A 20,831-nucleotide genomic window follows, 5' to 3' on the forward strand; every position below is an offset into this window, starting at 1 on the left:
TCAGCTGACTTTTTAATCAATCAACATAATCATTATATAAAATCATGTCTAAACTGTCAAGAATTTTTTATACTTTTTTTGAATAAAAATTCCTTTGTATCAATTAAAAGTTACAACTCATATATCATATGATATTTTGCCGTATCTGTCAACCTATTTTTTATTTCTTTGTTTTTATCTCAAACAACGTATTTAATCTTACAGATATTTTCCTTATTCGTCAAGGGATTTCGGAATATTTTTTATCATTTTTTATTTAACGAATTTTATCATTAAATTAAACTTTTTAATTCAACAAAAACCGAACTTTACTAGGCATTTTTTGCATAATGTATAAAGAAAAGTAATTATTCATTTTTTAATTAAAAAGAGCCAGCCCCAAAGCTGACTCACTTTATATTTTTTATATTATTGACTAGGCTTCAACCTTAGCAATTTTCCCCTGTTCAATGTAAACAGCTAAGATAGAAAGATCAGCCGGATTTACCCCACTAATGCGACTTGCTTGTGATAATGTTTCCGGTTGAATCTTCGTTAACTTTTGGCGCGCTTCCGTAGCTAAACCATCAATCGCAGCGTAGTCAATTCGCGCAGGAATCTTCTTGGCTTCCATTCGCTTTAACTTGGCAACTTTTTCTTCGGCTTTTTTGATATAACCTTCATATTTGAATTGAATTTCCACCTGTTCCTTAACAGCTCGACTTAAAGCTTTTTCCGCCGCAGGAACAAATTCCAACAAGTCTGCATAACTTACGTATGGACGACGCAAAAATTCACTAGCTAATACACCATCCTTCAAAGGACGATCACCATGCGCTTCTAAATAAGCATCAACTTTTGCATTGGGTTTAATACGAATCTTAGCCAATCTTTGCTTTTCTTCTTCGATTAAAGCTTTCTTTTCTAAGAAGGCTTGATAGCGTTCATCGGAAATCAAACCCACTTGATGACCAATTTCTGTTAAACGCAAATCAGCATTGTCGTGCCGTAAAATTAAGCGATATTCGGCCCGAGAAGTTAATAAACGGTAAGGTTCATTAGTTCCCTTAGTTACTAAGTCATCAACTAAGACCCCAATATAAGCATCAGAACGGCTTAAAGTAATACCTTCCTTACCCTGGGCGTGTAAACCAGCGTTAATCCCAGCTAAAATACCTTGCCCCGCAGCCTCTTCGTAACCTGAAGTTCCATTAGTTTGTCCTGCCGTGTAAAGGCCTTTGATTAACTTAGTTTCCAAAGTTGGACGTAATTGATATGGTGAAACTACATCGTATTCAATCGCATAACCTGGACGCATCATTTGGGCATTTTCTAATCCAGCAACCGAGTGTAACATATCTTGTTGTACTTCTTCTGGCATTGAAGTTGAGAAACCTTGTACATAGTATTCATCAGTATTGCGTCCTTCAGGCTCCAAAAAAAGTTGATGACGTTCTTTATCAGCAAAACGTACAATCTTATCTTCGATTGATGGGCAGTAACGCGGACCTACTCCTTCAATCACCCCAGAAAACATTGGCGCCCGATCGAGGTTTTCACGGATAATTTCATGTGTTTTTTCATTAGTGTATGTCAACCAACAAGATAATTGCTTCGCTACTTCCAAATAGTCAGCATCATCGGATTCAAAGCTAAAGAGGTTAGCTTGTTCATCACCTGGTTGTTCTTCCGTCTTACTGTAATCAATAGTATTACCATCCACTCGTGGTGGAGTACCAGTCTTGAAACGCTGTAATTCAAAGCCAAGTTTTTCCAAGTTACCCGATAACTTCATTGCTGGTTGGGAGTTATTCGGACCAGAAGAGTACATTAATTCCCCAATGATTATTTTTCCCCGTGCAGAAGTTCCTGTGGTTAAAACCACGGATTTGGCTGTGTAACGCGCTCCCGTATTCGTGATAACTCCTTTGACCGTTTGATTTTCAACAATCAAATCATCAACAATTCCTTGACGTAAAGTAAGATTTTCTTGTTTTTCGATTGTGTGCTTCATTTCAGCTGAGTAAGCATGCTTATCAGCTTGAGCCCGTAAAGCACGTACTGCCGGACCTTTCCCGGTATTTAGCATCCGCATTTGTACATAGGTCTTATCAATATTGCGACCCATTTCCCCTCCAAGAGCATCTAATTCTCGGACCACAATTCCTTTAGCTGGCCCCCCAACTGAAGGGTTACATGGCATAAATGCCACCATATCTAGGTTAATTGTCATCAATAAGGTCTTGTTGCCCATGCGAGCAGAAGCCAAGGCTGCCTCACTTCCAGCATGACCTGCCCCAACTACGATTACATCATAATCATTTCCTTGATATTGCTTTACTTCCATTTGTCTTTCCTTCACTCCTCTATTACTTCCCTAAACAGAATTGACTAAATAATTGATCTAACAACTCATCTTGGTAGGTATCACCCGTAATCTCTCCGAGTAATTCCCAAGCCGTAGTCATATCAATTTGTACCAAATCCACCGGTAAGTCCATTTCAATTCCATCCAAAACGGCTGCTAATGAATTTTCAGCTTTTTCTAAAAGTGCCATTTGCCGGACATTCGTTACTAAAACTGTACTTTGAGAATTTTCAATCCCTCCAAAGAAAAGTTCAGCGATTTTTTCTTCTAATTCAACTAAACCAGCTTGTTTCAAAACTGAAGTCAACATGAGATTGTCCTCACCAACCTCAGCTTTTACTTCATCTAATTCTATAGCTTGCGGTAAATCCGTCTTATTTAAAATTACCAATCGCTTCTTATCGTTCGTCGCAGCTAATAATTCACGGTCTTCCTTAGTTAAGGCTTGACTACTATTTAAAATTAATAAAACTAAATCAGCTTGTTCAATCGCCTTGCGGGAGCGTTCCACTCCAATAGCTTCTACTTTATCGTCTGTTTCGTGAATTCCGGCGGTGTCGATTAACTTCAACGGTACACCACGCACATTAACATATTCTTCAATAACGTCCCGCGTCGTTCCAGCAATATCAGTCACAATAGCTTTATCTTCATGTAAAAGATGGTTTAATAAACTGGATTTTCCGACATTAGGTCGCCCAACAATTGCCGTTGCCAATCCTTCACGTAATACCTTACCTTGACTTGCTGTTTGTAGCAGTTGAGCAATCCGCGTTTTAACTTCTTGGGCTTTTTCTTTCAACATTTTAGTAGTCATTTCTTCCACATCATCGTATTCAGGATAATCAATATTGACCTCCACTTGGGCTAACACATCCAAAATATCCTGACGTAAGTTATTAATTAGGTGGGATAAATTTCCATCTAACTGACTAAGAGCGACCTTCATAGAACGGTCAGTCTTAGCCCGAATTAAATCCATTACGGATTCAGCTTGAGTCAGGTCAATTCTCCCATGCAAGAAAGCACGCTTAGTAAATTCACCTGGTTCTGCTAAACGAGCACCATTCACTAATAATAACTGTAAAATTTTGTTAGTGGCGACAATCCCACCGTGGCAATTAATTTCTACCACATCTTCGCGGGTGAAAGTTTTCGGTGCCCGCATCACTGAAACCATAACTTCGTCAATAATTTCATCAATTTTTGGATCATAAATATGTCCATAATTAATGGTGTGACTTGCTACTTTGTTTAAATCTCTACCTTTAAAGACCCGTGAAATCACGGCTAAAGCTTCTTCACCACTTAACCGGACAATAGAGATTGCCCCTTCTCCAGGTGGAGTTGAGATGGCAGCGATAGTATCAAATTCTGTTGTATTCACAATTTCCTCCCTATAAATCCATAGAAAAAAGTGCCTACTCCACGCCTTTCCTTTCATACGAAAGTACTTACAAAAAGCATGGACAAAGCACTTTGACTACTTTATCTCTGATAAGAATGATTACCTTTAATATACTTTCAAATTTAACTTTTGTCAATTTTCTTGTCTCGGAAGAACTTTCAAACTAACACCTGTTTGGTTAACAATCCCTAAGACTTGATATTCCCCATCATCACTAAGACCAAAATCAATTTGGTAACTTTGATCTGCCAACGTAATTACTTCCACTTCAGCGCGCTCTTTGAAAAAACTACCGATAGCCATCCGCTTTTGCTTTTTTTCTTCAGCCTTTTGGACTGCTACCTTAAGGGTGAAACCTTCATCTAAAAATTGTTTCACGTGAAACACTTTAATTAAAGTGTATAAACTATACTTTCTTTGTTTTGATTCGTGACTACATTTTTGGGGATGAATATAACCTTTTTCTTCCCAATATCGCAATTGACGTGGGGAAACTTTGGTTAAATCACTAATATCACCAATGCTAATATTTAAATTCTCTACAATGGAAAAAGTTGGGTTCTTTTCCAAAATAAAATCTCCTTTCGACATACTCTCCATCTATTATTGTAATTTTTTTAACAGCATTGTCAACTTTGTTGACAAAAAAATCTTGGAGGTGTATTCTTTAATTTGGAATTTTTACTTATTTTATTATTATGAGAGGAGAAATTTTGAAGTGACAAAAGAAAAAATTGTCGATATCAACGGTAAACCATATAACCGTACCTTACTAGTAACCGTTCTAACTATCGGTTCTTTTTGTACCATGCTTACGGGGACCTTCTTAGCAACGGCTTACCCTTCAATCATGAAATCTTTTGATATCAATACATCAACCGTACAATGGTTGACTACTAGTTTTATGTTAGTTAATGGGATTATGATTCCAGTTTCTGCTTGGTTAATTAACAAATTAAATTCACGTATTATGTATCTTGTTGCCATGTCAACTTTCCTTTTAGGAACTATTGTGGCTTTTGTAGCGCCTAACTTCCAAACCCTTTTAATCGGTCGGATTATTCAATCACTTGGAGTTGGGGTTTCCATGCCTTTAATGCAAACAATTATGCTCTCAATCTTCCCACCTGATAAACGGGGGTCTGCCATGGGAATTGTGGGCATTGCTATGGGGTTAGCTCCTGCCATCGGACCGACCTTATCTGGTTGGGTCGTGGATCATTACTCTTGGCGCGATCTCTTTGGCCTCATGATTCCTTTAGTTGCGATTGTGATTATTCTAGCCTTCTTCTTGATGCGACCAGTAATCAATGCTCACAAGCAACCATTAGATGTTTGGTCCGTTATCACCTCCACAATTGGTTTCGGTTCTCTCCTATACGGGGCTTCTGAAGCCTCAAGCGAAGGATGGACTAGTAGTATTGTAGTTGGCTGTATCCTCGTCGGAGTTATCTTTGTCTCCCTCTTTATTCACCGCCAAATTAAACTTAAAGACCCATTCTTAGATATCTCAGTTTTTAAGCACAGTGAATTTGCCTTGGCAGCTGTTTTATCAAGTGTTTCGAACTTAGCTATGGTTGGAGTCGAAATGCTCTTACCTCTCTACATTCAAAATATTCGGGGGGAATCAGCTTTCCACTCTGGTTTAATGCTCCTACCTGGAGCCTTAATGATGGGATTTATGTCCCCTGTTACTGGGCGACTATTTGATAAATTCGGGGCACGTTACCTCGCTATCACGGGTTTGACCTTACTTTCTATTGGGACAATTCCTTTTATCACCTTGACGGCTCAAACACCAGTCATCTCAATTGTTATTTTCTATGCAATTCGACTTTTCGGGGTTTCCATGGTCTTTATGCCGGTAACAACTTCTGGTATGAACGTTTTACCATTAAATCAAATGTCACATGGGACTGCAGTTAATAACACTTTCCGGCAAGTGATTAGTTCCATTGGAACAGCAATTTTGACAACAATTTTATCAACCACTACTACAGGACAAATGCCAGCTAAATCTTTATTAGCTAAACAACCTTTACTTTATAAAGATCACGCCGTTAATGCTTCTTTAGCTGGTTTCCACGCAGCCTTCTTTGCCTCTATTGTTTTCGCAATTGTCGCCTTAGGCTTAGCTTTCTACTTAAAGAAGGGGAACCGCGCTCGAGAAACCAAACAATTTGACCACTTAGAAAGGAGAGCTGACTAATAATGATTTTAGTAACCTTAATTCTAGGTGCCTTAGGCTTTTTCTACTTTAGTGCTGCTACCCCTCACCTCAAAGGTAAGGCTATCTATATCATAATTTCCTTACTCCTCTTAGGGGGTTCAGTACTAGCAATTGTTGCTAATGACAACTACCACTACGGTATGAAAGTTACCGTGAGCAAAACTACTCAAAAATTGGTTTCCACGTCGGATAAGCTCAACATTTTGGTCTACCAAAAATTAGGTAGTGCTGGTAAAGAAAAACTCTTTATTTATAAGACCTCACCTAATCAAAAAAAAGCTCTCACAACTAAAGCAGACTTAAAGGTCAAGAGTCAAGTTAAAACAACTACTAAGGATGCTTATGTTGAAATTAAGACAGAAAAATATGTCTACAAGAACCAACTTAGTCGCCTCTTCTTCAGCATCTTAGGTGATAACCACCGTACCAAAGCTAAAGAATACACGTTCTATACTAATCGAGAATGGCTCGTGCTCTCTGCTAAACAAGCACAAACTTTACCAGTTATCCTCCAAAAACAAGGCGATAACCTTCAAAGACAAATTGCGCTTGACGTTAAAGAGCGCTTAACAGAAACCGTAAAAGCCAACCCACAACTTGATAAGATGCAATTAGCTGAGCTCCAACAAGCCTATATCAAAGAAGCGCAAGTTAGTGCCATTAAGAAACTTTTAAAATAAATCAAAAAGGTCACGTAATCCACTCGATATGATGTATTACGTGACCTTTTTTGTAGATTTATGAATCCATTCTGGATTATGGAAATCAAAAAGCCCCTTCCTACCCTGATGGTAAGAAAGGACTTTCGACTTACAGATTAGTCTTCTGCAACGAATGGTAATAAGCCCATGATACGTGCACGCTTAATAGCAACTGTTAAGCGACGTTGATTCTTGGCGCTTGTACCTGTCACACGACGAGGTAAAATCTTACCGCGTTCTGAGATGAAACGCTTCAATAAGTCTGTATCTTTGTAGTCGATGTATTCGATGTGGTTAGCTGCGATAAAGTCAACCTTACGACGACGACGACCACCGCGACGTTGTTGTGCCATGTTAATTTCCTCCTATTAGAATGGTAAATCATCATCTGCTAAATCAACTTGTTCTCCATCATCCTTAAAAGGACTTTCATTGAAGTCTTGGTTAGCATCTGATACTTGCGTTTGACTTGGGGCTACAGGTGTTTCAGAGGTAGAATTAAACCCACCACCGTTATTACCAGCAAAACCACCTTGTCCTTGACCAGCAAAACCATTAAAGCTGCCATTACCCATGTTATTACCACCTGCGGGGTTGCCGTATGGGTTTTGACCACCATAGTTTGCCTGACCTTGATTAGGAGTATAACCTTGTTGGTTACCACCATAACCATGTTGTTGGCGGTAACTTTCTGATTCGGCACGTGTTTCAATTAAATCAAAGTTTTCCACGACGACTTCCGTCACGTAAACTCTTTGACCTTGCTGATTTTCATAATTCCGGGTTTGAATCCGACCTTGCACTGCAATCCGAGCTCCCTTGTGGGTATAACGGGCCAACGTTTCCGCTGTTCCCCGCCAGGCCACACAATTAATGAAGTCCGCTTCTCGTTCACCTTGTTGGTTACGAAAATTACGTTCGACAGCAATTGAAAATGAGGCAGTTGAAGTACCAGAAGCAGTTGTACGTAATTCGACGTCTCGGGTGAGACGACCGACTAAAACGACATTATTCAAAGCATACTCCTCCTTTTTAAACTTGTTATCTTCTTTATTTTATTAAGCTTCGCGCTTAACGATCATGTGACGTAAGATACCGTCGTTGATCTTTGCAAGACGATCAAATTCGTTGATACTGTCTGCGTTAGCAGCCTTGATGTTTACGATGTGGTAGACACCTTCTGTGTAACCAGCAATTTCGTAAGCAAAACGACGCTTAGACCAGTCTTTTGAGTCGACGATTTCTGCACCACCGTCTACTAAGATGTTGTCGAAACGTTCAACTAATTCGTTCTTAGCAGCTTCATCTAATGATGGGTTGATGATGTAAGTAATTTCGTAGTTTGTCATGACTGTTGCACCTCCTTATGGACTATTGGTTCTTATTTAATCAGAACAAGGAGAATCTAAAGCTTGAGCTTAGATACTCACAAATATTGATTATAGCATTAAAAATTCTGAAATACAAGCTTCTGGTATATTTTTTACCTCTATATATTAAATACGCAAAAAAATTTATTTTTTGATCTCAAAAAGTAATTTTTAGTTATTTTTTAGTTTTCACTCATTATCTCTTCATTTTCAACTTCTTCTTTGGCGACAACGGTCATGGTAGAAACCTTGCCACCGTCTTTAAGGTTCATTAAACGTACTCCCATTGCTGAACGGCCAACTTCAGAAACGTTTTGGGCGTCGAAACGAATCATGACCCCTTTATCGGTAATCACCATGATATCTTCGTCACCGTTAATCGTGGTAAAGCCAACTAAAGGACCATTCTTACTTGTGATGGTACTTGTTTTAACCCCTTTACCTCCCCGACCTTTAACGGGGTATTCGCTAGCCTTGGTTAATTTACCATAACCATTTTCGGAAATAACTAAAACCTTGCTGTCAGAGGTTAAGACCCCAGTACCAACAACGTAGTCATCTTCCCGAAGTTTAATTCCACGGACCCCAGAAGCAGCTCGCCCCATAACCCGGACAGAAGAACTTGCAAAGCTAGCGGCGTAACCTTGGTGTGTCCCAATAATAATAGTGCTATCTTGGTCTAAAATCGACACATTGATTAATTCATCATTATCTCGTAAAGTCAAGGCCTTGAGCCCATTTTTACGGATGTTAGTAAAGTCAGCCACACTAGTTTGTTTAACAACCCCATTCTTCGTGGTAAAGAAAAGACGTAATTTATTGATATCCACATCTTCAGTCGTGGTAACATTTAAGACGGTGGAAATCTTTTCCCCAGATTCAAATTCCACTAGGTTAATTACCGGAATTCCCTTGGCTGTCCGCCCGTATTCAGGAATTTCGTATCCCTTCATGCTATAAACCTTACCCTTGTTGGTAAAGAAGAGCAACATGTCGTGAGTCGAAGTGGTTAGGAGGTGTTCGATGAAGTCATCATCGTGAACCCCCATCCCTTGAACCCCACGGCCCCCACGTTTTTGGGCTTTGAAGTCACTGGTTGGAACCCGTTTAATGTAACCATTGTGCGTTAAAGCAATTACAACGGATTCTTCTTCAATTAAGTCTTCATCTTCGATACTTAAGGCTTCCCCAACCATTAACTCCGTCCGACGATCGTCTCCGAAACGGTCTTGGATGTCTAAAAGTTCTTCATAAATAATTTGGTGGACCCGTTCTGGTCGTGCCAAAATGTCTTGGTAATCCGCGATAGCCTCCATGGTCTTTTGGTATTCGGCCTCTACCTTATTTCTTTCCAAACCAGTTAAACGAACCAAACGCATATCTAAAATAGCTTGGGCTTGCTTATCACTCAGGCTGTATTCGTTAATCAAACGATCCTTGGCAATATCCCCACTTTGAGAATTGCGAATAATGTCAATAATAGCTTGGATGTGATCTAAGGCAATCCGTAACCCCTCTAAAATATGAGCCGAGCCTTAGCTTTCTTCAAGTCAAATTTTGTCCGCCGGCGAATCACGCTTTCTTGGTGTTTCAAGTATTGGGATAAAATTTCTTTAATTCCTAAGACTTTTGGTGTACCATCAACAATCGCTAACATGTTGAAACCAAAGGAAGTTTGCATAGCTGTTAACTTATATAAGTTATTTAAAACCACAGAGGCGCTGATATCGCGCCGCACATCAATGGTTACCCGCATCCCTTCACGGTCGGATTCATCTTTAATATCAACAATACCTTCTAGTTTCTTTTCGCGCGTTAATTGAGCAATTCTTTCAATTAAGCGCGCCTTATTAACCATGTATGGCAATTCATGCACGATAATTTGTTGGCGCCCATTGCTTAATTCTTCGACATCAACTTTAGCCCGTAAGGTAATTTGACCACGTCCGGTTTCGTAAGCTTTACGAATTCCAGATTTACCCATGACAATCCCACCAGTTGGGAAGTCAGGTCCCGGAATCACTTCCATCAATTCAGTAGTTGTTACTTCTGGATTGTTCATCAATAAGTGCAAACCAGAAATAACTTCCCCTAAATTGTGTGGTGGAATATTAGTCGTCATCCCGACCGCAATCCCTGTCGCCCCGTTAACTAATAAGTTAGGGAAACGCGCAGGTAAGACTTCTGGTTCTCTTTCGGTGCCATCATAGTTATCTTGGAAATCAACCGTATCTTTGTTGATATCACGTAACATTTCCAAGGTAATCTTACTCATCCGTGCTTCGGTATAACGCATAGCAGCTGCGCCATCACCGTCGACCGAACCAAAGTTCCCGTGCCCATCAACAAGAAGGTATCGGTAGGAGAAATCTTGAGCCATCCGCACCATGGATTCATAAATGGCCGCATCCCCGTGGGGGTGGAATTTCCCCATAACTTCCCCCACGATACGCGCCGACTTCTTATATGGTTTATCCGGGGTCACCCCTAGTTCATTCATCCCATATAAAATCCGACGGTGCACTGGTTTCATCCCATCACGTACATCTGGTAAGCTCGCGCCACAATGACACTCATGGCGTAATCCAAGAAAGATGTCTTCATCACTCGTGATAGGTCAACTTTTTTTATTCTATCTGGTAAATCAACCACGTTTTTACACCTCTTTTATTTTCTCCACACTAAGCATCTAAGTTTTCCACAAAGGTGGCGTTATCTTCGATAAATTGACGACGTGGACCAACGTGGTCACCCATCAACATTTCAAAAATTGCATTGGCTTCTTCAGCATCTGACAATTCAACGCGTAATAAACGTCGTTTGTCTGGATCCATCGTTGTTTCCCACAATTGTTCGGCATCCATTTCACCTAACCCTTTGTAACGTTGAATTACAGGTTTAGGACTTGGCGTTAATTGACCGAGGTATTCTTCTAATTCTTCATCAGTGTCAATGTAACGGATTACCTTACCTTGTCGTACTTGGTACAAAGGTGGTTGGGCAATGTAAACATAGCCTGCATCAATCATTGGCCGCATAAAACGATAAAAGAGCGTCAACAACAAGGTCCGAATGTGGGCCCCATCGACATCGGCATCGGTCATGATAATTAATTTGTGGTAGTTAGCCTTGGATACATCAAATTCATCCCCAAAACCAGTCCCTAAGGCAGTAAAGAGAGAGCGAATTTCTTCGTTCGCTAAAATCCGGTCCAAGCTGGCCTTTTCCACATTCAAGATTTTCCCCCGAATTGGTAGAATCGCTTGCGTTAAACGGGAACGACCTTGCTTAGCTGAACCACCGGCGGAGTCCCCTTCGACAATGAATAATTCTGAAATTTCCGGATCTTTACTTGTGTTGTTAGCCAACTTCCCTGGTAAGTTCGAAATTTCCAAGCCGTTCTTCTTGCGAGTAACTTCCCGCGCTCGCTTGGCAGCCATCCGTGCTTTGGCTGCGACAACCCCTTTTTCCACAATCTTTTTCGCAACTGTTGGATTTTCCATCATAAACTTGGTAAAAGTTTCTGTGAATAACTTATCGGTCGCTGTCCGCGCATCTGAATTACCTAACTTAGTCTTCGTTTGTCCCTCAAACTGAGGGTTAGGGTGCTTAATGGAAACAATCGCGGTTAAACCTTCCCGCACATCTTCTCCACTTAAATTAGCATCATTTTCCTTGAGAATCCCCGACTTTCGAGCATAATCATTAATCACCCGTGTCAAAGCTGTTTTAAACCCAGCTTCATGGGTCCCACCTTCGTAGGTATGAATATTGTTAGTGAAGGTCTTCAATTGTGAAGAAAAGTCGTTGGTATATTGAAGAGCTACTTCAACGGCAATCCCTTTTTGTTCACCTTCAACATAGATTGGTTCTTCAAATAAGACTTCCTTACCTTTGTTTAAGAATTCAACATAATGACGAATCCCACCGGCATAGTGGAATTCCGTGTAAGTATCATCTTCACTGCGCTTATCTTCGATCGTTAATTTCAACCCTTTGTTCAAGAAAGCTAATTCCCGAATCCGCGTAGTTAAAACTTTCATATCATAGATAGTTGTTTCGGTAAAGATATCTGAGTCCGGAACAAAGTGCACCTTAGTCCCATGTTCAAATTCACCACATTCACCAATCACGTGCATCTCGTGGGCCACTTTTCCTAACTTAAAGTCCATGGCGTAAATCTTACCTTCGCGCCGGACTTCAACATCTAATTCTGTGGACAAGGCATTAACAACCGAAGCCCCCACCCCGTGGAGACCACCAGACACTTTATAACCACCACCGCCGAATTTACCTCCGGCGTGTAACACTGTAAAGACAGTTTCTAGAGCAGGCCGGCCTGTCTTAGCTTGGATATCAACTGGAATCCCCCGCCCATTATCTATGACGGTAATACTATTGTCTGCTTCTACAGTCACATTAATTTCATCGGCAAAGCCTGCTAAAGCTTCGTCAATCCCGTTATCAATAATTTCCCATACCAGGTGGTGTAAACCTTGGGAACTGGTAGAACCAATATACATCCCGGGACGTTTACGTACGGCCTCAAGTCCTTCTAAAACTTGAATTTGACTCGCATCATATTCTTTAACTTCTTCGATTTGTTCTTCTAATTCTTCCAAATTAGGATTTTCTTCGCTTGTAGCCACCTTGGTGCCTCCTTACTGCTGCTCAACTTGAGGATAAAAAATTTCTGTCGGTGCTTGGACAGAAACCTTTCCCTCACTAATTCTAAATAGTTTCGGCTCTTTAATAAGCTTCCGAGTAATTTCACTTAAACCAGGCGTTGTTAAAAAGGTCTGCACTCGGTCTTGGATTGTTTTCAATAAGTGCGTTTGACGCACTCCATCAAGTTCAGACAAAACATCATCCAATAATAATATTGGCGCCTCGCCCGTTTCTTCTTTCATTAACTCAATTTCCGCTAATTTCACTGCTAAGGCCGTTGTTCTTTGTTGACCCTGTGAACCGTAAATCTGGATATTTTTTTCATTAACAATAAAAGCTAAATCATCACGGTGTGGCCCATGGAGGGTCGTCCCGCGAAAAATTTCCGTTTGCTTTTGTTGGGTTAACTTGGTGTAGAGTTCGGCTTGTACCTCTACTTCCTTTTCCAGGCTATTTTCAATTTCACTTACATACTGGAATGAAAGTTTTTCTTTTCCTTGGGTAATGCCACCATGAATTTCATTTGCATATTGACCTAACTTTTGCAAATATGCGCGCCTTTTCATGATAATTTTCGCTCCTAATTGCGCTAATTGTTCCGATAAAATGTCTAAATAAAGGTCATCTTGCGTTTTTCTTTGTTGTAAGTCCTTTAAATATTGGTTACGTTGCTTTAAAATCCGGCGATATTGACTTAGATGATGGAGATACAAAGCATCAATTTGACTAAACTCCCGATCAATAAAGCGCCGACGTTCACTCGGGGTACCTTTGACAAGCGATAAATCTTCCGGCGCAAACAAAATCACATTTAGTTGTCCGATATATTCCGACAACTTCCCTCTTTCGATATGATTAACCCTAACTTTTTTACCTTTAGAACTTAAGGTGAGTTCTAATTTTAAGTCGCCGAGTGCGCGACCAATCGTTCCCTTTATCTGGGCGTTTTCTTGACCAAATAAAATTAACTCGCGTTCCTTATTGGTCCGATGACTGGAAGCCATGGCTAACATATAAATGGCCTCCAGGAGATTAGTCTTGCCTTGCGCGTTTTCACCAATTAAAACATTTATGTTTTCAGAAAATTCTAGCTGCAACTTTTGGTAATTGCGAAAGTTCTCCAGCATTATTTCTTTCAGATACATTTTTTACGCTTCTTTCATGATAAAAGAACCGACATTTTCAATTTCAACTTTGTCTCCTGGATATAGTTTTCTTCCACGCCGAAAATCATTTTCACCATTCACAAAAATATCTTCACCATATTCTTGCAAAAACCACTTGGCCTGACCACCAGAAGAGATCACATCAGCGATTTTCAAGAGCTGACCTAAGGTGATATAAGGTGTTTTTAACTTAATTTCTTGTGCCAAAAAACATCCCTCACTTTTCTATACTTATTCTTTCTAATTATACCTTTTTTTTACGGTAAAAACAATTTTTATCCCCTTATTTTCAATTTTAAGGCCTTTTCAATCGAAATAAGGGATTTATACCTTCCTGGGGGCTATTGGCCTTAAAAACGCAAAAAAGCCACTCAAAATTTTTGAGTAGCTTACATGTATATCAGTTCTTAGGCTGTTCGTACGGGCGTGATTAATTGAATGAAATCATTTTCTGCTTCAGTTGGTACCAAAATAAATGGCCGTAATGGCATTGTGAATTCCAAAGTTGTTTCGGTGTTACCTAAAGAACGTAGTGCATCCCGCATGTAATCTGGATTGAAAGAAATTTCTAAGTTCTTACCTGTTAATTCACTAAAAGAAATAGATTCTTCCACTGTTCCAACTTCTGGTGAGTTACCCGTAATTATAACTTCTTGGTTTTCCACGTCTAAAGTAAACTTAACCACATTGTTGCGACCGGCGTGAGAAACTAAGGATGAACGTTCAATGGCTTGTAATAAGCTTTGAGCATTAAAAGTAGCCGTCGTTTCGGAAGTCTGTGGTATTAAACGCTTTGTATCTGGGTAGTTTCCTTCTAAGAGTCGTGAGTAAAAGGAAGTGTGGCCTAAAATAAAAAGTACTTGGTTATCCGCGATTTGAATTTCTACTTCACTATGATCGTCATTCAACATCTTAGCTAATTCCTTTAAAGATTTCCCTGGAATTACTAAGTCATAGTGGGCATCACCGGCTGCTTCGCCCAGATGAATAGTGCGTTGACTTAAGCGGTGAGTATCTGTCGCAACCGCTAAAAGTTTTTGATCAGTTATCAACAAGTGGATACCCGTTAAGAGAGGGCGACTTTCTTGATTTGAAATCGCGATGGAAGTTTGATCAATCACTTTCTTCAAAATATCACTAGATAATACTAATGATGATTGAGCTGACAATTCAGGTAGATGTGGATACATATCCGCATCTTGACCCAGGATGGTAAATTCCGCCTTTCCTGAAGTAATGGTTGTTTGTAAACGAGAATCAACACTGACTTCAAGTTCATCGGCAGGTAATTTCTTAATAATTTCACTGAAGATATGGGCACTTAAAACCACACTACCTTCTTCAAAAATTTGTAAGTTAGCCTTCTCATCACTAATCGAAATAATCGTTTGAATAGTAATATCGGCGTTACTCCCAGTTAACTTCAAAGCGTCAGGGAATAATTCCAACTTAAATCCATGTAAAATATCGATAGCAGCTTTAGGTGAAATTGCACGTTGGACATCAGTAAGGTATTTGAGGAAAGTTTGACGTTGGATACTAAATTTCATAAATTGTTCCTCCTGTTAATATCATAATATTATATATAAAAGTTAGTAGTAGTAGTAGGGGTTGTGGATATTGTGGATAAGTTATAAAATCCCTCAGGTATCAAGGTATGAAAATACCGAAAGGTGTGGAAAAACCTGTGGATAAAACTGTGGATAAGTCGACACTTTTCCACACTCGCTATGAAAGGTTCTTTTTTAATTCAGCAACTTCCTTTTTAAGTTGACTGTCGCTGCGAATTAATTCACCAATTTTATCACAGGCATGCAAGACGGTGGTATGATCTTTACCACCAAATTCTTTTCCGATTTTTGGTAAGGAAATGCTAGTAAGTTCACGCATCAAGTACATAGCAATCTGGCGTGGCACAACGATTCTTTTGAGACGCTTTTTCCCCTTTAAATCAGCGATTGAGACGTCATAATATTTAGAAACCGCCGCTAAAATGCTACTAGCTTTGAGTTCATTGTTTTCTGTTTTAGTTTGTGGTTCGTTACTAAGGTTGCCTAAGGCTTCTGTAACAAGCGAAGCGGTGATAGGTTCGTCCTTTAACTGTGAAAAAGCGCGGACTCGGGTTAAGCCCCCTTCAAGCTCACGAACATTAGATTCAAATTGACCGGCTAAATACCTAAGGCATCTTCTGGTAATTCAAAGCCTTCTGCCAGGGATTTTTTCTTTAAGATTTCAACTCGTGTATCGTAGTCTGGTGGTGTGATATCAACTACTAATCCCCATCTAAAGCGTGAAATCAAACGATCACCGAGGTTTTCGATTTCATTGGGCATGCGATCACTTGAAATAACGATTTGCTTTTTACTATCGTAAAGATCACTAAAGGTATAGAAGAATTCGTCGATTGTTCCGACTTTGTTAGCGAAGAATTGCACATCATCGACCAAAAGTAAGTCAACATTGCGATAAGCTTTACGGAATTCCTCTTGTTGCTTGGTTTTAATTGAGTTAACAAAGTCATTAGTGAATGTTTCACTGGAGACATATTTAACCTTGGCGTTGGGATTGGACTTCAATAATTGATGTCCGATGGCGTGCATTAAGTGAGTTTTTCCTAATCCTACCCCACCATAGAAGTAAAGTGGATTATACAAGGTACCTGGCTCTTCGGAAACAGCCAAAGCTGCTGCATGGGCCATCATGTTACCGGGACCAACCACGAAAGATTCAAAATTATAAGCCGGATTTAAGTGAGTTGAATGATCAAAGTTGATTAACTCGGGTTTTTTCGGGCTTGAATCTGTGCTTTCAGCGAATGGACGTTGTTGCCCTTCTGTAATTAACATGACTTGATAATGATGATGGTAAGTTTCTTTCAAGTGTTCTTCGACCGTAGGTAGTAATTTAGCTTTCCAATAATTTTCATGTAAGGTAGATGGAACTTGTAAAACTAAAGTTGATTCATGTAATTGCACGGGAACGACGGTTTTAAACCAGGTATCGAAAGAAGTTACTTCATAAAGTGGCTTAAAATGCTGACAAATTTCTTTCCAAATATCTTCTAAATTAGGCATGCTCTCCCTCCTTTCAAAAATTAAGCCCCGACAAAAATATTTCAATTGAGAACAAAATAAAGTTTACCACAAAAAAGCAACTTTTTCCACAGCTTGTTGAAAACTTATCCACAAAATCCACAAGGTGTTAATAAAGATATCCACAAATAAAAATTGATGTGGATTATTTTTATTTTCAAAAAGTTATCCACATTGAATCATGTGCATAACTTTTTCTGGTTTTATAAGTTTTTAGTAAGATTTTTACAAGTTATCAACAATCAAAAAACAAAGTTTTAAACATATTGTTGATATGTGGATAAGATTGTGGATAAGGTTGTGGACAGTGAAAAAATTCAAAATAAAATAAAGTAAAATGTGGAAAAGTGAACGTGATTTTATATGGATAAAAAAGTGGCGGAAATCACGCCTAAAAAGATTATTTTGCATACAAAATTTGAACGAAGAGAGGAACACGGTAAATTCAATAGGAATGGGTAAGTAATGTTCCTGAAACGGATTTTCTCGTTGTAGGAATAAGTACATTAAGTTTTAAAATTGTTCTAATTTGATTATCCAAAGGAGGTCTGGCGGGAATAAAAAGTTGTAATAAGGGCGTTTTTTATCTGAAAGGGTGCTAGTAATCACCAAAGAGTAATTTAAAATTAACCTTTTATTCTCTTAATTGGTGTGGTATTATAGTCGGGTAGGGAATCTTGACATGATTGATATTTTCTAGTAGAATATTGAGTATCATTGTTAAAGTGAATTATTGATAAAGGAGGTGTAAATTCATGAAGAGAACTTACCAACCTAAGAAGCGCCACCGTCAACGTGTACACGGCTTCCGTAAGCGCATGAGTACAAGTAACGGTCGTAATGTGTTAGCACGTAGACGCCGTAAAGGTAGAAAAGTATTGTCTGCATAGGCCACTGGACCGTCAGTGGTCTTTTTTTCTTATTTGGAGCGGAAAAATATGCGTAAATCATATCGTGTTAAAAAAGAAGATGAATTCCAAAAGGTTTTTACGGAAGGTAAATCAGTTGCCAACCGTAAATTCGTTATTTACATGCTAGAAAAGCCGGAACAAAAGCATTTTCGTGTGGGAATTTCGGTCGGCAAAAAGGTAGGGAACCGTGCGGTTGCCAGAAACTGGGTTAAAAGACGGATTCGTCAAACCTTGACAGAATTAAAACCGCAATTAAAACAAGATTGCGATTTCATCGTTATTGCTCGTCCAGGGACTGCCTGGATGGAAAAAAGTGAGGTTTCATCACATCTTACCCATGTTTTGAAGCTCGCTCATATTCTTGATACTACAAGTAATTAAGAAGTTTTCTGACCAAAGGAAAGCGAGGGACACAGTGAAGAAAACGAAGCGTAATCTGGCCTTATTGGGGTCAGTGAGTTTAGCTGTGATTCTAGCCGGTTGTAGCGCGACTTCTACAGTTGATGCTAATAGTACTGGTTTTTGGGATCATTATGTTGTTTGGAACTTTATTCGTGCCATTGAGGCTTTGAGTCATATCTTCGGTAATAGCTATGGTTGGGGGATTGTAGTCTTTACGATTATTGTACGGATTATTATCTTACCTCTAATGGCTTACCAGTTGAAGAGTGCCCGTAAAACAAGCGAATTACAGCCACAATTAAAGGCTTTGCAAGCTAAGTATCCTGGTAAGGATATGGAGTCTCGTCAAAACTTACAGCGCGAGCAACAAGAGCTTTATGCACAAGCAGGAGTCAATCCAGTGGCAGGGTGTTTACCACTCTTAGTTCAAATGCCGGTTTTGTTTGCCATGTATCAAGCCATTTTTAGATCAGAAACCCTGAAAACAGGGCATTTCTTCTGGATGGAACTTGGTGACAAGGACCCATATTACCTGATGCCAATCTTGGCTGCAATTTTTACCTATGCAACTTCTAAGTTGAGTATGATGTCTCAACCAGAACAAAATGCGATGACAAGTAGTATGACATATATTGCGCCAGTTATGATTTTCATCACTGCCTTGAATGTTCCCGCTGCCTTGTCACTTTACTGGGTAATTTCCAATGCTTTTTCAGTAGGACAAACGCTTTTAATAAACAATCCATTCAAGATTATTGAAGAGCGGAAAGCTAAAGAAGCAGCTGAAAAAGCGCGGGTACGTAAGCTTAACAAGGCGAAGAAAAAAGCCTTAAAGAGTAAGCGAAAATAAGCATTAATATTATAAAAAAGCTAGGCTAAAAACCTAGCTTTTTTGCTATAACTATTTTATAAAAATACTATTATATAAACTTTAATGACTTTAAAAGTGTAAAAAATAAATAAATATGATTAAATCTAAACTAGATTTCAAATTGGTAGGAGGGATCAACGATGTAAATATCTTCAGGTTTAAAACCTAGAGCGCGGATTTTTCGATCCTTGGTTACAAAGATAGCTCCGTAGACGTCACGTTTGCGCTGTTTCCAGGCCGTTAAATCAGCATTTGTAAAAAATAATCGGGTAGTTTCGATTTCCGCTATGACAGATTTTTTAGTGAAGACTGTAACCCCTGCTAAATCATTTTCATGGGGATAGCCAGTTTGGGGATCGAGGATATGGTGATAAGAATGACCATCATTAGTTTCTAAGTGCCGTTCATAAATCCCACTAGTTACAGCAGAACAGGGACCTAAAGCTACAGTGGCAATATTTTGCCCCCGTTGGGCAAAGGGGTCTTGAACCCCGATGCGCCAAAGTCCATCAGACCGGTGGGGAGGATTACCCACCATAAGGAGGTTACCACCAAGGTTAATGATACCAGCTGTGATTCCATGTGCTAGCCAAAGGTCTTGAATGCGATCGGCAATATAACCTTTCGCAATAGCTCCCAGGTCTAGTTCCATACCTTTTTGAGTTAAGAAAACGGTTTGATTGAGGTCATCAAGTTGGATTGCATGAGGATTAATTAAGCCTTTTTTAGCAGCAATTTCACCTGGTGAAGGGACCTTAGCATCATCAAACCCAATTTTCCAAAGTTTAACTAACGGTCCAATGGCTGTATTGAAACCAAAATTTTGCCGACTCTCCATAACCGCTAATTTGACAAGATTATACACAGGTGTTGAAACTTGTACGGGAGCGAGCCCGGCTTGTTTATTAACAGCCATTACCTCAGAATCGGGACGATTGACTGTGAAGAGGTCTTCATAATAGTTAATTAGGTCAAAAGAAGCTTCTAATACTTGGGAATCGTGGGCTCCATAGATGGTGAGGGTAATATTAGTTCCTAAAGCATGACCTTGCTGGGTAGTCGTTTGAAAAGCTAAATTTGGAATCGGTTCGGGATGGAGGTTAGTCCAAAGTTCTGTCATATTTTCACGTCCTTATCTAAGTAGATACTGTAATTATACACCCAAAAGATGCGAACTTATCCACAGTTTTTGTGGATAAGTTTAACGTCTTGTTTTTTAAAAATTACTTATGAACATGTTATCATGTTAAAAATATGCTATGATGGTCGATGGAGGATTCTACAATGGAATTAATTAAGTATTTAAGTCTCAATTATAGTGGACTATTACTCATTTATTTATTGAGCATTGTCGCCTTACTATTGTTGCACTATGCGATTTTTGATCGCTTAAAAATGCAACGTTATCAAAGTGAAGAGTATATTAATTATGCTTTAGCTAATGTACAGGTTGAACAGAAGGAAATAGATAATTTTAAGTTAACGCGGAATTTAAGCTATCTTTTAGCTGGTATTGTCAGTTTAGTGTGTTTAGTAACTGCACTTATCAGTCGTAACTTGCAAGTAGCTTATATTTTGGTGACAGCTTTAGCATACTTTTTTTGCCTTTTTTCTCTATGGTTGAGTTATCTGTGGGAAAATTATCTCGTTAAAATAGATTTAAAC

General features: G+C 39.2%; 17 protein-coding genes and 2 pseudogenes. 6 read left to right on the forward strand and 13 right to left on the reverse strand.

What is annotated here, in order from left to right:
- Nucleotides 1–415: 415 nt before the first annotated feature.
- The 3 genes from mnmG to JCM10991_RS08040 all read right to left on the reverse strand — a co-directional run bounded on the left by mnmG (nucleotide 416) and on the right by JCM10991_RS08040 (nucleotide 4,325).
- Nucleotides 416–2,326 carry a tRNA uridine-5-carboxymethylaminomethyl(34) synthesis enzyme MnmG gene (gene mnmG, locus JCM10991_RS08030; protein ID WP_025021104.1) on the reverse strand — a complete coding sequence of 637 codons (1,911 nt, stop codon included), beginning with the start codon at nucleotides 2,324–2,326 and terminating at the stop codon, nucleotides 416–418.
- 22 nt (nucleotides 2,327–2,348) lie between these two features.
- Complete coding sequence (gene mnmE / locus JCM10991_RS08035) at nucleotides 2,349–3,737, reverse strand: tRNA uridine-5-carboxymethylaminomethyl(34) synthesis GTPase MnmE (protein WP_025021105.1); 1,389 nt, start codon at nucleotides 3,735–3,737, stop codon at nucleotides 2,349–2,351.
- A gap of 150 nt (nucleotides 3,738–3,887) precedes the next feature.
- Nucleotides 3,888–4,325 carry a MerR family transcriptional regulator gene (locus JCM10991_RS08040; RefSeq protein ID WP_051527991.1) on the reverse strand — a complete coding sequence of 146 codons (438 nt, stop codon included), beginning with the start codon at nucleotides 4,323–4,325 and terminating at the stop codon, nucleotides 3,888–3,890.
- Nucleotides 4,326–4,473: 148 nt separating this feature from the next.
- Between JCM10991_RS08040 and JCM10991_RS08045 the strand changes: the two genes are divergently transcribed.
- Both JCM10991_RS08045 and JCM10991_RS13280 read left to right on the forward strand, forming a co-directional pair.
- Nucleotides 4,474–5,964 (forward strand): MDR family MFS transporter, encoded by a 1,491-nt coding sequence (locus tag JCM10991_RS08045; RefSeq protein ID WP_025021107.1) that lies wholly within the window; start codon nucleotides 4,474–4,476, stop codon nucleotides 5,962–5,964.
- Nucleotides 5,965–5,966: 2 nt separating this feature from the next.
- Nucleotides 5,967–6,665 (forward strand): DUF4811 domain-containing protein, encoded by a 699-nt coding sequence (locus JCM10991_RS13280; protein ID WP_035188479.1) that lies wholly within the window; start codon nucleotides 5,967–5,969, stop codon nucleotides 6,663–6,665.
- A 137-nt stretch (nucleotides 6,666–6,802) separates the two neighbouring features.
- On the opposite strand, the gene rpsR is transcribed toward JCM10991_RS13280, so the two are convergent.
- The 9 genes and pseudogenes from rpsR to dnaA form a co-directional block, all read right to left on the reverse strand.
- Nucleotides 6,803–7,039, reverse strand: a complete 237-nt coding sequence (rpsR, locus tag JCM10991_RS08055) for a 30S ribosomal protein S18 (RefSeq protein WP_006500881.1) — start codon at nucleotides 7,037–7,039, stop codon at nucleotides 6,803–6,805.
- A 15-nt stretch (nucleotides 7,040–7,054) separates the two neighbouring features.
- Nucleotides 7,055–7,702: a single-stranded DNA-binding protein gene (gene ssb / locus JCM10991_RS08060; RefSeq protein WP_023859847.1), complete on the reverse strand. Its 648-nt coding sequence runs from the start codon at nucleotides 7,700–7,702 to the stop codon at nucleotides 7,055–7,057.
- A gap of 42 nt (nucleotides 7,703–7,744) precedes the next feature.
- On the reverse strand, nucleotides 7,745–8,035 hold the full coding sequence (rpsF, locus tag JCM10991_RS08065) for a 30S ribosomal protein S6 (RefSeq protein ID WP_023859848.1): 291 nt from the start codon (nucleotides 8,033–8,035) through the stop codon (nucleotides 7,745–7,747).
- A 203-nt stretch (nucleotides 8,036–8,238) separates the two neighbouring features.
- Nucleotides 8,239–10,708 (reverse strand): annotated as a pseudogene (gyrA, locus tag JCM10991_RS13285) (DNA gyrase subunit A).
- A 29-nt stretch (nucleotides 10,709–10,737) separates the two neighbouring features.
- Nucleotides 10,738–12,657, reverse strand: a complete 1,920-nt coding sequence (gyrB, locus tag JCM10991_RS08075; protein ID WP_420843336.1) for a DNA topoisomerase (ATP-hydrolyzing) subunit B — start codon at nucleotides 12,655–12,657, stop codon at nucleotides 10,738–10,740.
- A gap of 60 nt (nucleotides 12,658–12,717) precedes the next feature.
- The gene (recF, locus tag JCM10991_RS08080; RefSeq protein ID WP_025021109.1) at nucleotides 12,718–13,869 is read right to left on the reverse strand and encodes a DNA replication/repair protein RecF; all 1,152 of its coding nucleotides are present in this window, start codon (nucleotides 13,867–13,869) and stop codon (nucleotides 12,718–12,720) included.
- Between the two features lie 3 nt (nucleotides 13,870–13,872).
- Nucleotides 13,873–14,097, reverse strand: coding sequence for a S4 domain-containing protein YaaA (yaaA, locus tag JCM10991_RS08085; RefSeq protein ID WP_023859852.1), 225 nt, complete (start codon nucleotides 14,095–14,097; stop codon nucleotides 13,873–13,875).
- 200 nt (nucleotides 14,098–14,297) lie between these two features.
- Nucleotides 14,298–15,440: a DNA polymerase III subunit beta gene (gene dnaN / locus JCM10991_RS08090; protein WP_025021110.1), complete on the reverse strand. Its 1,143-nt coding sequence runs from the start codon at nucleotides 15,438–15,440 to the stop codon at nucleotides 14,298–14,300.
- 178 nt (nucleotides 15,441–15,618) lie between these two features.
- Nucleotides 15,619–16,964, reverse strand: a pseudogene (dnaA, locus tag JCM10991_RS13290) (chromosomal replication initiator protein DnaA).
- A gap of 773 nt (nucleotides 16,965–17,737) precedes the next feature.
- Here dnaA and rpmH point away from each other — a divergent pair.
- From rpmH to yidC, 3 genes are read left to right on the forward strand one after another with little or no spacing between them, the layout of a single operon-like run.
- Nucleotides 17,738–17,872 carry a 50S ribosomal protein L34 gene (rpmH, locus tag JCM10991_RS08100; protein WP_003701411.1) on the forward strand — a complete coding sequence of 45 codons (135 nt, stop codon included), beginning with the start codon at nucleotides 17,738–17,740 and terminating at the stop codon, nucleotides 17,870–17,872.
- 48 nt (nucleotides 17,873–17,920) lie between these two features.
- Nucleotides 17,921–18,274, forward strand: coding sequence for a ribonuclease P protein component (gene rnpA / locus JCM10991_RS08105; protein ID WP_023859855.1), 354 nt, complete (start codon nucleotides 17,921–17,923; stop codon nucleotides 18,272–18,274).
- A 34-nt stretch (nucleotides 18,275–18,308) separates the two neighbouring features.
- Entirely contained in the window at nucleotides 18,309–19,145 is an 837-nt protein-coding gene (gene yidC / locus JCM10991_RS08110; RefSeq protein ID WP_025021111.1) for a membrane protein insertase YidC, read from the forward strand.
- Nucleotides 19,146–19,275: 130 nt separating this feature from the next.
- Here yidC and JCM10991_RS08115 read toward each other — a convergent pair whose 3' ends face one another.
- Complete coding sequence (locus JCM10991_RS08115; RefSeq protein ID WP_025021112.1) at nucleotides 19,276–20,286, reverse strand: FAD:protein FMN transferase; 1,011 nt, start codon at nucleotides 20,284–20,286, stop codon at nucleotides 19,276–19,278.
- A gap of 164 nt (nucleotides 20,287–20,450) precedes the next feature.
- Here JCM10991_RS08115 and JCM10991_RS13295 point away from each other — a divergent pair.
- Nucleotides 20,451–20,831, forward strand: a 381-nt coding sequence (locus JCM10991_RS13295) for a hypothetical protein (protein WP_035188487.1), incomplete at its 3' end; no start/stop codon positions are given.

The sequence above is a fragment of the Ligilactobacillus equi DSM 15833 = JCM 10991 genome, from assembly GCF_000615765.1.
Classification (GTDB): Bacteria; Bacillota; Bacilli; order Lactobacillales; family Lactobacillaceae; genus Ligilactobacillus; species Ligilactobacillus equi.

Bases quoted from the DNA above. Each gene is read 5' to 3' on its own strand.
- mnmG (WP_025021104.1), bottom strand. From the start codon at position 2,326: ATGGAAGTAAAGCAATATCAAGGAAATGATTATGATGTAATCGTAGTT.
- JCM10991_RS13280 (WP_035188479.1), top strand. From the start codon at position 5,967: ATGATTTTAGTAACCTTAATTCTAGGTGCCTTAGGCTTTTTCTACTTT.
- rpsF (WP_023859848.1), bottom strand. From the start codon at position 8,035: ATGACAAACTACGAAATTACTTACATCATCAACCCATCATTAGATGAA.
- rpsR (WP_006500881.1), bottom strand. From the start codon at position 7,039: ATGGCACAACAACGTCGCGGTGGTCGTCGTCGTCGTAAGGTTGACTTT.
- rnpA (WP_023859855.1), top strand. From the start codon at position 17,921: ATGCGTAAATCATATCGTGTTAAAAAAGAAGATGAATTCCAAAAGGTT.
- dnaN (WP_025021110.1), bottom strand. From the start codon at position 15,440: ATGAAATTTAGTATCCAACGTCAAACTTTCCTCAAATACCTTACTGAT.
- rpmH (WP_003701411.1), top strand. From the start codon at position 17,738: ATGAAGAGAACTTACCAACCTAAGAAGCGCCACCGTCAACGTGTACAC.
- recF (WP_025021109.1), bottom strand. From the start codon at position 13,869: ATGTATCTGAAAGAAATAATGCTGGAGAACTTTCGCAATTACCAAAAG.
- JCM10991_RS08115 (WP_025021112.1), bottom strand. From the start codon at position 20,286: ATGACAGAACTTTGGACTAACCTCCATCCCGAACCGATTCCAAATTTA.